Annotated in this window: 9 protein-coding genes; 8 read left to right on the forward strand and 1 reads right to left on the reverse strand. The window is 71.6% G+C overall.

Annotated features, from left to right (window positions below; all coding sequences use genetic code 11):
- The first annotated feature begins 6 nt into the window (after positions 1 to 6).
- From ACY1JF_RS14030 to ACY1JF_RS14055, 6 genes are all read left to right on the forward strand, one after another.
- Entirely contained in the window at positions 7 to 990 is a 984-nt protein-coding gene (locus ACY1JF_RS14030) for an ADP-ribosylglycohydrolase family protein (RefSeq protein WP_462705417.1), read from the forward strand.
- 648 nt (positions 991 to 1,638) lie between these two features.
- On the forward strand, positions 1,639 to 3,012 hold the full coding sequence (locus tag ACY1JF_RS14035; protein WP_462705418.1) for an AAA family ATPase: 1,374 nt from the start codon (positions 1,639 to 1,641) through the stop codon (positions 3,010 to 3,012).
- Positions 3,009 to 3,755, forward strand: a complete 747-nt coding sequence (locus ACY1JF_RS14040) for an HNH endonuclease (RefSeq protein ID WP_462705419.1) — start codon at positions 3,009 to 3,011, stop codon at positions 3,753 to 3,755. Before ACY1JF_RS14035 ends, ACY1JF_RS14040 begins: the two co-directional genes overlap by 4 nt.
- Positions 3,756 to 3,875: 120 nt before the next feature.
- The gene (locus ACY1JF_RS14045; RefSeq protein WP_462705420.1) at positions 3,876 to 5,261 is read left to right on the forward strand and encodes an alpha-amylase; all 1,386 of its coding nucleotides are present in this window, start codon (positions 3,876 to 3,878) and stop codon (positions 5,259 to 5,261) included.
- 144 nt (positions 5,262 to 5,405) lie between these two features.
- A complete protein-coding gene (gene pulA / locus ACY1JF_RS14050; protein ID WP_462705421.1) occupies positions 5,406 to 10,820 on the forward strand; it encodes a pullulanase-type alpha-1,6-glucosidase in 5,415 nt (1,804 codons plus the stop codon).
- Between the two features lie 53 nt (positions 10,821 to 10,873).
- Complete coding sequence (locus tag ACY1JF_RS14055; RefSeq protein ID WP_462705422.1) at positions 10,874 to 11,230, forward strand: 5-carboxymethyl-2-hydroxymuconate Delta-isomerase; 357 nt, start codon at positions 10,874 to 10,876, stop codon at positions 11,228 to 11,230.
- Here ACY1JF_RS14055 and ACY1JF_RS14060 read toward each other — a convergent pair.
- A complete protein-coding gene (locus tag ACY1JF_RS14060; RefSeq protein ID WP_462705423.1) occupies positions 11,227 to 11,916 on the reverse strand; it encodes a TetR/AcrR family transcriptional regulator in 690 nt (229 codons plus the stop codon). The genes ACY1JF_RS14055 and ACY1JF_RS14060 overlap by 4 nt on opposite strands.
- Before the next feature lie 214 nt (positions 11,917 to 12,130).
- Between ACY1JF_RS14060 and ACY1JF_RS14065 the strand changes: the two genes are divergently transcribed.
- Complete coding sequence (locus tag ACY1JF_RS14065) at positions 12,131 to 13,357, forward strand: 2-isopropylmalate synthase (protein ID WP_462705424.1); 1,227 nt, start codon at positions 12,131 to 12,133, stop codon at positions 13,355 to 13,357.
- Between the two features lie 35 nt (positions 13,358 to 13,392).
- Positions 13,393 to 14,103 carry a hypothetical protein gene (locus ACY1JF_RS14070; RefSeq protein ID WP_462705425.1) on the forward strand — a complete coding sequence of 237 codons (711 nt, stop codon included), beginning with the start codon at positions 13,393 to 13,395 and terminating at the stop codon, positions 14,101 to 14,103.
- Positions 14,104 to 14,191: the final 88 nt, after the last annotated feature.

A 14,191-nucleotide genomic window follows, 5' to 3' on the forward strand; every position in this document is an offset into this window, starting at 1 on the left:
GCACCGGTGAGCCGCGTGCGGCGGGCTGTCGCCACCGTCGTGGGATCGGCGGTGGGCGACGCGCTCGGCGCGCCCTTCGAGTTCGGTCCCGAGGGTGTCTTCTCCGCCCGGTTTCCCGAGCCGGGGTCCGGCGAGATGTGCGGGGGCGGTGGCTGGGAGCCGGGGGAGGCCACGGACGACACGCAGATGGCCGTCCTGGTGGGGGAGTCGCTGCTGGAGCGGGGCGGGCTCGACCTGCCGGACGTCTTCGACCGCTTCCGGCGCTGGGCGGTGGCCGAGCCCAAGGACATCGGCCTGCAGACCGAGGACGTGCTGACCAACGGCATGCCGTGGGACCAGGCCGCGGCCGTCCACTTCCAGGTCAACCGGCGCGCGGCGGGCAACGGAGCGCTCATGCGGGCGGCCACCTCCGCCGTCCGCTTCGCCGGGGCCGGCCAGGCGGCCACGATGGACGCCGCCCGCCGCATCGCCGCCCTCACCCACGGCGACCGGGCCGCCTGGGAGGGCACCGCCGTCTTCCACGAACTGGTGCGGCAGGCACTGGAGGGCGCCGATCCCCTCGACGCCGTTCCCGAGGCGCTGGCCCTGGTCCACCCCGACCACCGCCCGCGCTACGCGACCGTCCTGGACGCCGACTGGCACCCCGACCTGGCGACCGAGTTCAACGGTGCCGTCTGGCCCTGCCTGGGTTCGGCCGTCTGGGCCCTGCGGACGACGGGGAGCTTCGTGGAGGCGGTCCGCGCGGCGATCGACCTCGGCGGTGACACGGACACCGTCGCCGCGGTCACCGGAGGGCTCGCGGGCGCCCGCTACGGCCCGGACGCGATCCCCGCCCGCTGGACCGAGCCCCTGCACGTCCCCCTGCCGGGGTTCGGCGGCCGGGTGCTGCGGACGGACGGTCTGACCGAGTTGGCCCGGCGCCTGGTGGCCGGCCCGGACGCCGCGCATACCGTCGTGCGGGGGCGCCCCGCCCGGCCGGGAGCGGGTTGATCCGGGTCGCGTCCCGCTCCGTGGTGCAGGGGATCAAGCGTGTACGCGTTCCGGTGCGGGACACCGGTGGTCTCCGTGGACGCGGCGGCGGTCGAAGAGGCGTTCCGCTGGAGCGAGTCGCACGGGACGTCCTCTCGGGTTCACTTCCCCGGTGGCCGCCGACGTCATGTGCCCCTCGCCGGAGGACGTGAGCAGGTGGGGGGCGAATGTCAGGAGAACGCTCAAACGAGCGAGGGGAGGACGATGAGGTAGGAAGTGTTCACGTTTCCCGTGACGGGTGTCGTGTCCGGGGGTGGCTGTCGGGCCGCCTCGGCACCGTCGGAAAGCCCCACGGTCGGCCGGACGGCCGCCGGCCCACGCCGGCCGCGGTGGATGCGCGGCAAGCGGCCGTCGGTGGTGAGGATCGTGTCTGGCCTGATCAGGGGTCACGTGCTCCGAACAGCAGGCCCCTCACGGTCCTTGCGGACGCGCCTGTCCACGAGACGCTCCGCTGCGGCGAGCCGCCTCCGGTCCACGGAGACCGGCGCCTTGACCGGCTGCACCCGGCCGGACGCCACCTTGATCCGCGCGTACCAGCAGTCGGCCGTCACGTACGGTTCTAGGCTGACGTGGCGGAACAGGCACGCGGCGGATCGGGCGGATCGGAACATGTATCTCTCCAGGGTCAACCTGCACAACATCAAGTCTTTCGACGAGGTGGACCTGGAACTGGTCCGGCCGGACGGTACGCACGCCGGATGGACGGTGCTCGCAGGCCGCAACGGATCGGGGAAGACCACCCTGCTGAGGGCGGTGTCGCTGGCCCTGAGCGGTCCCGCCGTCGCCCGCAGTCTGATGCCGGTGTTCGACAACTGGGTCACGCACGGCGAACGCGAGGCATACGCCGAAGTGGAGCTGGCGCACGAGCCGCTCGACCGCTTCACACAGGGACGCCGGCCGTCGGGACCGTTCTGGGCGGGACTGAAGTGGACCCTCCCTTCCGATCCGGGCGTCGCGAGGGGAAAGCCCGGCAGGGCGGTACAGCCGTCCCTGGACGCGGTCACCTACGCCGGCCCCAGGACGGTCACCGCGCAGCGCGGTCCCTGGGCCGACAACACGGAGGGCTGGTTCTGCGCGGCCTACGGGCCGTTCCGGCGGCTGGTCGGAGGCTCGGGGGACGCGCAGCGCCTCATGCTGGCGTCGGGGCCGGTGGCCCGGCAGGCGAGCCTGTTCAACGAGGACGCCTCCCTCGCGGAGGGGGTGACCTGGCTGATCGAACAGCACCTGAGGGCGCTCGAACGACGCGAGGGTGCCGACGAGTTGCGCACCGCCGCACTGGAGATCCTCGGTGACGGCCTGCTCCCCGACGGCTGCCGGATCGACGACGTCGACTCGGAGGGCCTGTGGGTGGTGCAGCGGGACCGGCGTTTTCCGCTGAAAGAGATGAGCGACGGTTTCCGGACCGTGGCCGCGCTCGTGGTGGACATCCTCAAGCAGATCTACGACGCCTACGGCGAACTGCTCGTGTACCGCGACGAGGGGTCCGGGACCGCGATCGCCGACTACCCGGGCGTCGTGATCATCGACGAGGTCGACGCCCATCTGCACGTCTCCTGGCAGCGACGGATCGGCGACTGGCTCACCTCCCACTTCCCGGCTATCCAGTTCATCGTCACGACCCACAGCCCGTACATCTGCCAGTCGGCCGATCCGGGGGGCCTCGTCCGGCTGCCGGGCGCGGAGGAGGACGGGCAGGTGGAGCGGGTGCCGCCGGACGTGTACGACCGGGTCGTCTACGGCAGCGGGGACGACGCCGTGCTGTCGTACCTCTTCGGTCTCGACACGCCTTACTCCGAGCAGGCCGAGCGCGAGCGCGGCGAACTGGTGGCGCTGGAGATGAGCGTGCTGCGCGGCGAGGCGAGCGACGAACAACGCATGCGCTACCGGCAGCTGAAGCGGAAGCTGGTGAGTTCCCCGGCGACCCGGGTCGACGAGGTGGCCGCACGGCTGCGCGACCGGGCGGAGGGCGAGCGGCCGTCATGATCAGGATCCACCGCACCGAACTGCCGCAGCCGACGCGACGGCGTATGGACCACTGCACTCAGGAGATAGCCGAGGCCGGCAAGCCGGTGGACCGCGCCCGGACCCTGTGGAAGCACAGCACGGTACGCCGTCATGTGCACACCGTGCTGAGCGAGACCCTGGCCGCGATGGCCCCCGGCATCGAGCGGTGCATGTACTGCGGTGACAGCCAGGGCACGGACATCGACCACTTCGAGCCGCTGAGCCGCGCCCCGCTGCGCACCTTCGACTGGCGCAACCACCTGCTGGCCTGTTCCCTGTGCAACAGCCACCACAAGCGGGAGGCGTTCCCGGTGGACTCCACGGGCTCGCCCCTGCTGATCGACCCCAGCGACGAAGACCCCGCCGCGCACCTCCACCTGTCGCTCGCCGCGGGCACGTACCTGCCGCTGACGCCGAAGGGACAGGCGACCTGCGAGGTGTTCCAGCTCAACCGCGGGGTGCTGGTGCGGGGCCGGCGCAACGCCTACCGGATCACGCCGCCGCTCATCAAGGAGTGGCTGCGCGCTCACGACCAGGGCGATGCCGAACGCGTTCTGGAGTGGAAGAACACCGTCTGGGAGCAGCCGACCGCCGACGTGGTGCACGCCATGTTCCATCAGGCCCTGGTCCCAGGAGCGAAGGACGTGTTCGCCGACGAGCCGGGGACGCTGAGCCTGCTGACCGACGAGCGGGTACGGGCGGGACTGCTCGGCACGCCGTAACTTTTCGCATCAACTTCCGACGGCCCGCTGCCTTTTCAGGAAGCGGGCCTTTAACATCTGCGTCACCGCAAGGTTTCAGAAACCTTGCAGCAAGAGCCTTCAACGAAGAAGGGCCCCCACATGGCACGCAGATCCCTCCTCTTCGGCGCAGCCACCCTCGCCGCGGCTGCCCTTGTCATGAACCCGACCGTAGCGACCACGGCGCAGGCGTCCCCGCCCGGCGCCAAGGACGTCACCGCCGTCCTCTTCGAGTGGAACTTCGCCTCGGTCGCCCGCGAGTGCACCAACACCCTCGGCCCCGCCGGCTACGGCTACGTGCAGGTCTCCCCGCCCGCCGAGCACATACAGGGGTCCCAGTGGTGGACCTCGTACCAGCCGGTCAGCTACAAGATCGCCGGACGGCTCGGTGACCGGGCCGCGTTCCAGTCCATGGTGAACACCTGTCACGCGGCCGGTGTGAAGGTCGTCGCCGACGCCGTCGTCAACCACATGTCCGCGGGCAGCGGCACCGGAACCGGCGGATCGGCGTACACGAAGTACGACTACCCCGGGCTGTACTCGTCCTACGACTTCGACGACTGCACCGCGCAGATCAGCAACTACACCGACCGCGCCAACGTGCAGAACTGCGAACTCGTCGGGCTCGCCGACCTCGACACCGGCGAGGAGTACGTCCGCAAGACGATCGCCGGGTACCTCAACGAACTCCTCTCCCTCGGCGTCGACGGCTTCCGGATCGACGCGGCCAAGCACATCCCGGCCGCCGACCTCGCCAACATCAAGTCCCGGCTCAGCAACCCCTCCGTCTACTGGAAGCAGGAGGTCATCTACGGCAGCGGGGAGGCCGTCCAGCCCACCGAGTACACCGGCAACGGGGACGTCCAGGAGTTCCGCTACGCCTACGACCTCAAGCGCGTCTTCAACAACGAGAACCTCGCCTACCTGAAGAACTACGGCGAGAGCTGGGGGTACCTGAGCAGCGGCGTCTCCGGTGTCTTCGTCGACAACCACGACACCGAGCGGGGCGGCTCCACCCTCAGCTACAAGGACAACGCCACCTACACCCTCGCCAACGTCTTCATGCTGGCCTGGCCCTACGGGGCGCCCGACGTCAACAGCGGCTACGAGTGGTCCAGCACGGACGCCGGCCCGCCCAACAACGGCCAGGTCAACGCCTGCTGGCAGGACGGCTGGAAGTGCCAGCACGCCTGGCCGGAGATCAAGTCGATGGTGGCCTTCCGCAACGCCGTGCGCGGGGAGTCCGTCACCAACTGGTGGGACAACGGGGGCGACGCCATCGCCTTCGGACGCGGTGCCAAGGGGTACGTCGCCATCAACCACGAGGGCGCCTCGCTGACCCGCACCTACCAGACGTCCCTGTCCGCCGGCACGTACTGCGACGTCCAGAGCGGCACGACGGTGACCGTGAACGGCTCCGGCCAGTTCACCGCCACCCTCGGCGCCCACACCGCGCTGGCGCTGTACGCGGGCAAGTCGAGCTGCTGAGCCCACGTCCCGGAGTCCCGCGGCAAGGGTCGTGAAATGTCTTTCCGTTACTTTCACGACCCTTGCTGCAACCCTTGCGGCGAGGTTACCTTCTCGCCGGGGTCGGACCCGCGAACGAGCCGCCGTCAGCAAGGAGTTCCACCGGTGATACCGAGACGCCCGGCGCCGGGCAGGCGCCGCACCGCCCGTGCCCGCGGCACACGCACCGCACGGATCGCGGCCGTCACCGTCGCCGCCCTGGCGGCGACGCTGGTCCAGCCCCTCGCCGCGACCGCCGCGAGCCCCCCGCCACCCCCGTCGGACGCCCAGCTCGCCAGGACGGCCGCCCGCCACGACCTCACCCGCGAGCAGTTCTACTTCGTCCTGCCGGACCGTTTCGCCAACGGTGACACCGGCAACGACAAGGGCGGTCTCACCGGCTCCCGTCTCGCCACCGGCCACGACCCCACCGACAAGGGCTTCTACCAGGGCGGAGACCTCAAGGGCCTGACCCGGAAGCTCGACTACATCAAGGGCCTGGGCACCACCGCCATCTGGATGGCGCCCCTCTTCAAGAACCGGCCCGTGCAGGGCACGGGGGCCGACGCGTCCGCCGGGTACCACGGGTACTGGATCACCGACTTCACCCAGGTCGACCCGCACTTCGGGACCAACGAGGACCTTCAGACCCTCATCTCGAAGGCGCACGCCAAGGGCATGAAGGTCTTCTTCGACGTCATCACCAACCACACCGCCGACGTCGTCGACCACGAGGAGCAGTCCCACGACTACCTCGCCAAGGGCGCCTTCCCCTACCTGACGAAGGACGGCGAACCCTTCGACGACGCCGGCCACGCGGACGGGTCCGGCACCTTCCCGAAGACCGACGCCGACTCCTTCCCGTACACGCCGAAGGTCACGAGCGCCGCCGCCAAGGTGCCCTCCTGGCTCAACGACCCCACGATGTACCACAACCGCGGCGACTCCACCTGGGCCGGCGAGTCCGCCGGCCACGGCGACTTCAACGGCCTGGACGACCTGTGGACCGAGCGGCCCGAGGTCGTCACCGGCATGGAGAGGATCTACCGGCGCTGGGTGCGGGACTTCGACATCGACGGCTTCCGGATCGACACCGTCAAGCACGTGAACATGGAGTTCTGGACCCAGTGGGCCACCGCCCTCGACGCGTACGCGGCGAAGAAGGGCCGCGACGACTTCTTCATGTTCGGTGAGGTCTACTCCGCCGACACCGCCGTCACCGCCCCGTACGTCACCCAGGGCCGCCTCGACGCCACCCTCGACTTCCCCTTCCAGGACGCGGCCCGCGCCTACGCCTCCCAGGGCGGCAGCGCCCGGAAGCTGGCGTCGGTCTTCGCGGACGACTACAAGTACACGACCGGCGCCGCCAACGCCTACGAGCAGGTCACCTTCCTCGGCAACCACGACATGGGCCGCATCGGCTCCTTCCTGAAGCAGGACGACCCGGACGCCACCGACGCCGAACTGCTGAAGAAGGCCGAGTTCGCCAACGAGCTGATGTTCCTCAGCCGCGGCAACCCGGTCGTCTACTACGGCGACGAACAGGGCTTCACCGGCGCGGGCGGCGACAAGGACGCCCGCCAGACGATGTTCGCCTCCCGCACCGCCGACTACCTCGACGACGACCTGATCGGCACCGACCGCACCCACGCCGAGGACGCCTACGACACGCAGGCGCCGCTCTACCGGCAGATCAGCGCCCTCGCCGAGCTCCGCAGGGCCCACCCGGCGCTCACCGACGGCGTCCAGACCGAGCGGTACGCTGCCGACGGCGCCGGTGTCTACGCCGTCTCCCGCACGGACGCGGCCACCGGCACCGAGTACGTCGTCGCCTTCAACAACGCCGGCACGGAGCAGACGGCCACCTTCGCCACCGGCTCGGCGGACATGCGCTTCGACTCCGTCCACGGCAGCGAGCAGCACCCGACCTCGGACGCCGACGCGAAGCTCACCGTCACCGTCCCGGCCGGCTCGGCGGTCGTCCTCAAGGCGGCGGGCCGGCTCGCCGCCCCCGCCACCGAGCCGACCATCACCCTCGACGCCCCCGGCCCCGGCGCCACCGGCACCGTGGAGCTGACGGCCGGCGTCGGCGGCGGGCAGCTCAACCGGGTCGTCTTCGCCGCCCAGATTGGCAACGGGAAGTGGCGCACCCTCGGCTCCGCCGACCACGCCCCCTACAAGGTCACCGACACCCTCGCCGAGGACACCCCCGCCGGGACCGCCCTGCGCTACAAGGCGGTCGTCGTCGACTCGGCCGGCCGCACCGCGAGCGCCACGGCCGCCTCCACCACCGGCACCCCGCCGGCCGAGGAACCCCCCACCGCCGCCTCCCGCGACTACGCGGTCGTCCACTACAAGCGCGAGGACGGGAACTACGACGACTGGAACCTGTACGCCTGGGGCGACCTCGCCGACGGCGAGGCGACCACCTGGCCGGCCGGCCACCCCTTCACCGGCCGGGACGCCTACGGCGCCTTCGCCTGGGTCAAACTGAAGCCCGGCGCCTCCAGCGTCTCCTTCCTCGTCGTCGACCGGGACGGGAACAAGGACGTCACCGCCGACCGCACCATCGACGTCACGCGGACCGGCGAGGTCTGGATCGAGCAGGGCGAGGAGACCGTCACCACCGAGCGGCCCGAGTACCCGGCGCAGGACACCACCAAGGCCGTCCTGCACTACCACCGCGCCGACGGCGACTACGACGGCTGGGGACTGCACGTCTGGTCGGGTGCCGCGAACCCCACCGACTGGTCGAAGCCGCTCCGGCCGGTGAGGACCGACTCCTATGGCGCGGTCTTCGAGGTACCGCTCACCGAGGGTGCCGGCAGTCTCGGCTACATCCTGCACAACGGCGACGAGAAGGACCTCCCCACCGACCAGGCCCTCGACCTCAAGGCGGACGGCCACGAGGTGTGGCTGGTGAGCGGCGAGGAGAAGTACCTGCTGCCGCAGCCGGCGGGATCGGCCGCGGCCGTCGACCTCACCACCTCCGAGGCGGTCTGGATCGGCCGGGACACCGTCGCCTGGACCGGCTCCGACGCCGCCGCCTCCACCCAGCTGCGCTACTCCGCCACCGGCTCCATCAAGGCCGAGGACGGCGCCCTGACCAGCACCGACGAGCGCTGGCTGCGCCTGACCAGGACCACCCTCACCGACGCCCAGAAGGCGAAGTACCCGCACCTGAAGGAGTACACCGCCTGGTCCGTCGACCCCCGCGACCGCGACCGGGTCCGCGAGGCCCTGCGCGGGCAGGTCGTCGCCTCGCAGCTGGCGGCCAACGGCGCGGTCCTCGCGGCCACCGGCGTGCAGACCGCCGGAGCCCTCGACGACCTCCACCCCGGCGCCACGCAGGCCGACCTCGGCCCGGTCTTCGACCGCGAGGGCCGCCCCACCCTCTCCGTCTGGGCCCCGACCGCCCAGAACGTCACCCTGGAGCTGGACGGAAAGCTCAAGGCCATGCACCGGGACGACCGGACCGGCGTCTGGTCCGTCACCGGCCCGAGGTCCTGGAAGAACAAGCCGTACCGGTACGTGGTGAAGGTCTGGGCGCCCGACGCGGGCGAGGTCGTCACCAACAAGGTCACCGACCCGTACTCGGTCGCCCTGACCACCGACTCCGAGCGCAGCCTCGTCGTCGACCTCGCGGACCGGTCCCTGGCCCCCCGCGGCTGGACGACGTACGAGAAACCGGCCGCCGTCCCCCTGCGCGACGCCCAGATCCAGGAGCTGCACGTCCGCGACTTCTCCGTCGAGGACAGGACGGCGTCCAACCCCGGCACCTACCTGGCCTTCACCGACCGGGACAGCGACGGATCGAAGCACCTGCGGGAGCTGGCGGAGGCGGGCACCTCGTACGTGCACCTCCTGCCGGTGTTCGACATCGCGACGATCCCCGAGAAGACGTCCGACCAGGCCACCGTCGACTGCGACCTCGCCGCCCTGCCCGCCGACTCGGCCAAGCAGCAGGAGTGCGTGGCGAAGGCGGCGGCGAAGGACGCCTACAACTGGGGCTACGACCCGTACCACTACACGGTCCCCGAGGGCTCCTACGCCACCGACCCAGACGGCACGGCCCGTACGGTCGAGTTCCGGAAGATGGTCAAGGCGCTCAACGAGGACGGCCTGCGGGTCGTCATGGACGTCGTCTACAACCACACGGCGGCGAGCGGCCAGGCGAAGACCAGCGTCCTGGACCGGATCGTCCCCGGCTACTACCAGCGGCTGCTCGCCGACGGCTCGGTGGCCACCAGCACCTGCTGCGCGGGCACCGCCACCGAGAACGCCATGATGGGCAAGCTCGTCGTCGACTCGGTCGTCACCTGGGCCAAGCAGTACAAGGTCGACGGCTTCCGCTTCGACCTCATGGGCCACCACCCGAAGGCCAACATCCTGGCGGTCCGCAAGGCCCTCGACGCCCTCACCCCCGAGAAGGACGGCGTCGACGGCAAGAAGATCATCCTGTACGGGGAGGGCTGGAACTTCGGCGAGGTCGCCGACGACGCCCGCTTCGTCCAGGCCACCCAGAAGAACATGGCCGGCACCGGCGTCGCCACCTTCTCCGACCGCGCCCGCGACGCCGTGCGCGGCGGCGGCCCCTTCGACGAGGACCCCGGCGTGCAGGGCTTCGCCTCCGGCCTCTACACCGACCCCAACGGCTCGGCGGGCAACGGGACACCGGCCGAGCAGAAGGCCCGCCTCCTGCACTACCAGGACCTGATCAAGGTCGGGCTGACCGGCAACCTCGCCGACTACACCTTCACCGACTCCGGCGGCCGGGAGGTCAAGGGCTCCGACGTCGACTACAACGGCGCCCCCGCCGGATACGCCGCGGCCCCCGGCGACGCCCTCGCCTACGCCGACGCCCACGACAACGAGTCCCTGTTCGACGCGCTCGCCTACAAGCTGCCGGCGGGCACGTTTGCCGACGACCGGGCCCGGATGCAGGTCCTCGCGATGGCGACCGCCGCCCTCTCCCAGGGTCCCGCGCTCTCCCAGGCCGGCACCGACCTGCTGCGCTCCAAGTCCCTGGACCGCAACTCCTACGACAGCGGCGACTGGTTCAACGCCGTCCACTGGGACTGCGCCGACGGCAACGGCTTCGGCCGGGGCCTGCCGATGGCCGCCGACAACGAGGCCAAGTGGCCCTACGCCGAGCCGCTGCTCACCGCGGTCGAGGTCGGCTGCCCGCAGATCCGGGCCACCTCGGCGGCCTACCGGGACCTGCTGAGGATCCGTACGACGGAGCGGGCGTTCTCCCTGGCCACCGCCGAGCAGGTGCAGTCGGCGCTCGCCTTCCCGCTGTCCGGCACGGACGACGAGACCCCCGGCGTGATCACCATGACCCTCGGTGACCTCGTCGTCGTCCTCAACGCCACCCCGGACAGCCAGGAGCAGCGGATCGCCGCGGCGGCCGGCACCGGCTACCGGCTGCACCCGGTGCAGGCGGCCGGGGCCGACCCGGTCGTGAAGCGGGCGTCGTGCGCGGGGGGCGCGTTCACCGTCCCCGGCCGCACCGTGGCCGTCTTCACCCGGGCCGGCTGACCGGTACTGCGGTTAAGGTGCTCCTGACCCGGCCCCCTCGGACAGGAGCACCCATGCCGCAGATCACCGTCGACCACTCCGAGCAGCTGACGGACGGCTTCGACCGGCCCGGGTTCGCCAAGGCCCTGCACGCCGCCGTGGTGGAGATCGCGGCGGCCCGGCCCCCGGCCTGCAAGACCCAGTTCCGCCCCACCCAGGTCACCACGGTCGGCCCGGACACCGAGGGCCACGCCGTCGTGCACGTCACCATCGGCCTGCTGCCCGGCCGCACCGAGGAGACCAAGGCCGAGCTCACCGAGGCCGTCCTCGGCCTGCTGCGCGACCACATCGAGACCGGTCTCCCGCTGCACGCCTCGGCGGAGGTACGCGAACTGGACGCCTCCTACCGGAAGTTCGACAGCGGTTCTTAGGACGCCAGGCTGATCAGCCGCCGCACGAGGTCGTTGAACGGGCCGTCGGCCGGTTCGTCCGCCAGGACGCGCCGGAGCACGGCGGCCGTCTCCTCGTCGTGGGCGGCGCCGACCGCCATCAGCGCCCCGAGGTCGTGCACGAGCTGGACCTGGAGCTCCGCGCGCGGCACCCGCCGCCCGTCCAGCCACAGCAGCGCCGTCGACTCGGCCAGCGAGATCCAGGACCGCACCACCAGTTCCAGCCGGGCCGGCGGCCGTGGCACCCGCAGGTGCGCGACGATCTGCTCGTAGGCGGCCTGCCGTACGGAGTCGATGAGCGCGTTCGTCGTGGAGGAGCCGGCGGCCGGGCCGCCGCGCATCAGGGCCGAGAAGCCCGGCCCGTGCTCCTCGACGAAGTCGAAGAAGCGGCCCATCACCCGCAGCAGCCGGGCGCCCAGCGGGCCCTGGGCCGGTTCCACGAAGCGGCCCGCCAGGTCGTCGGCGGCACGCCGCAACGCGGCCTCGTACAGGCTGAGTTTGCCGGGGAAGTAGTGGTAGACCAGTGGCCGGGAGATGCCGGCGGCCGACGCTATCTCGTCGATGGAGACCTCGTCGGGAGAGCGGCGGCTGAAGAGGTCGAGCGCGACCCCGATCAGCTGCTGCCGCCGCTCCTCGACACCCATCCTGCGGCGCACCCCGGTAGTCATACGAACACCTTACCGATCGGATTCCATCTCCGAACGAAGCGCTCGTGGCCCGGTGTTCACCTCTCCCGTACACGATGCTCACCCCATGCGCGGGAATTGATCACACTGGCCGATTCCCATCGCTGTCTTCACCGCTTGGTAACCGAACGACCTCAGTTCGTAACCATTTACGTGATCACCTTTGAGCGTGACGAATTCGGCCCAGGAGGCTTCGATGGATGTGGTGCGTCAGTCGGCTCAGGCCGGCCGGGTGGTCGTGTGGGAGGAATCCGCGCGCGACGGCGCTCAGGCCAAGACACTCATGACCCCCCGGTTCCGGGTGCGGCTGGCCCAGGAGACGGGGCGGGTGTTCGGCGCGGACGGGCCGCGCCACGTGGTGTTCGCCGCCGGCTTCCCCGCGGTGTGCGACGAGGAGTTCGAGGCCGTGCGCCAGGTCGCGGCCGAGGCCGAGGGGACGGTCAGCGTGGCCGCGGTGTGCCGGGGCGCGCTCCGGGACGTCGAGCAGGCCGTCGCCTCGGTGCGCGGCAGCCGTCACGCGCGGGTGATGGTGGTGGTCCCGGCGTCCGAGGCGATGGCGCAGGTGATGGTCCACAAGACGGCCGAGGAGGCCCTGCGGGGCGGGGTCGAGCTGGTCGAGGCGGCCCGCGCCCTGGACGACATGGTCGCGGTGGACATCTGCCTGGCGGACGCCTCCCGGGCCGACACCTCCCTGATGAGCGACTACGCGCAGGCCATGACCGCCGCCGGCGCGGGCCTGGTGATCCTGGCCGACACGGTCGGCGCCCAACTCCCCGGCGCCTGCCACGACATGTTCGCCGCCGTGCGGGCCGGCACGGACGAGGACGTGGTGCTCGCCACCCACCTGCACAACGACCTCGGGCTCGGGCTGGCCAACACCCTGCAGGCACTGGCCGCCGGGGTGCGCGTGGTGTCCAGCTCCTGGCTGGGCATAGCGGAGCGGGCCGGCCTGGTCGCCACCGAACAGCTGCTGTTCCTGCTCGCCCGGCACGGCGAGGAGTTCCTGAAGACCGACGCGACACCCTGGTGGACCGCCCCCGACCTGACCCGGCTGCCCGCGATCGCCCGGATGGTGTCCGAGGAGACCGAGGTCCCGATCAGCGTCACCACCCCGATCGTCGGCACCGGAGTGGGCACCATCTCCACCGGCACGCCCTTCGTCCACCCGCAGCTCTTCCAGCCCTACGACCCCACCGAGGTGCTGGGCATCCAGCCGAAGGTCCTGCTGACGCAGCTGGCCAGCGCCCGCGTCATCACCGCCGCCGCCGACCGCCTCGGCCACCGGCTCGACAAGGAGCAGACCCGCGCGGCGATGAACTGGGTCAAGACCCGCGCCTTCCGCACCGGCAGGGCCGTCGTCGACGACGCCGCCTTCGCCGACTTCCTCGACGGCCTCGTCCACACCCAGCGGGTCGGCGCGTGAGGGGCCCGGCGGCAGACCGCGCGGACCGCGCGCCGGTGTCGCTCGCCGAGGCCGGGCGGGCGCTGGACGAGGGCGCGGCCGTGGTCCTGCCCAACCCGGCGCCGCTCACCCACGTCGTCACCGCCCGCCGCGCCCGGACGGTCAACGAGGCCAAGGGCCGCCCCGGCGACCAGCCGGTCGCCCTGTGGGCCCACCACCCCGACACGCTGGACGCCCTCGACGACGTCTGGAAGCTGGGGCCCGAGCAGGGCGCGACGGCCCGGTGGCTGCTGACGCGGGAGCACCTCACCGTGCTGGTGCCGGTGCACGACGGCGCCGGTACGCCGTCCTGGGCGGCCCCGGCGATCAAGGACGGCTGGATGCTGCTGTTCGGGGCGCGCTGGCAGCCGCTGCGGCCCCTGCTGGACCGGTCGCCGCTGCTGTACGTCAGCAGCGCCAACCGCACCGGCCGCCCGCCGGTCGCCACCACCGCCGACGCCCTGGCCACCTTCCCGGCCGGCGTCGCCGTCCTGGCCGCAGCGGAGACGGACGGCCCGCACCCGGCGGCGGACGGCCGGGAGCGGCACGCCACGACCACGGTCCGCCTGCACGCCGACGGCCGAATGGAACTCCACCGGCACGGCGCCCAGGACCGACACCACACCGGCCCCGACTACCTGGCGGACCTGCAAACGCGCCACGCGGCCCACCGGTCCGACGCCGACGGGCCCGCGCCGGCCGCGAACGCGGCCGGACGCCTCACCTAGGGGCGGCCCGCCCACCCCCGACGGGAAGGACGGCCGGCACCGGACACGCCGATCACAAGTGCCTAGTACAGGTCGGAAGTGCCTGGCG

The organism is Streptomyces sp. SYSU D01066-1, from assembly GCF_054956795.1.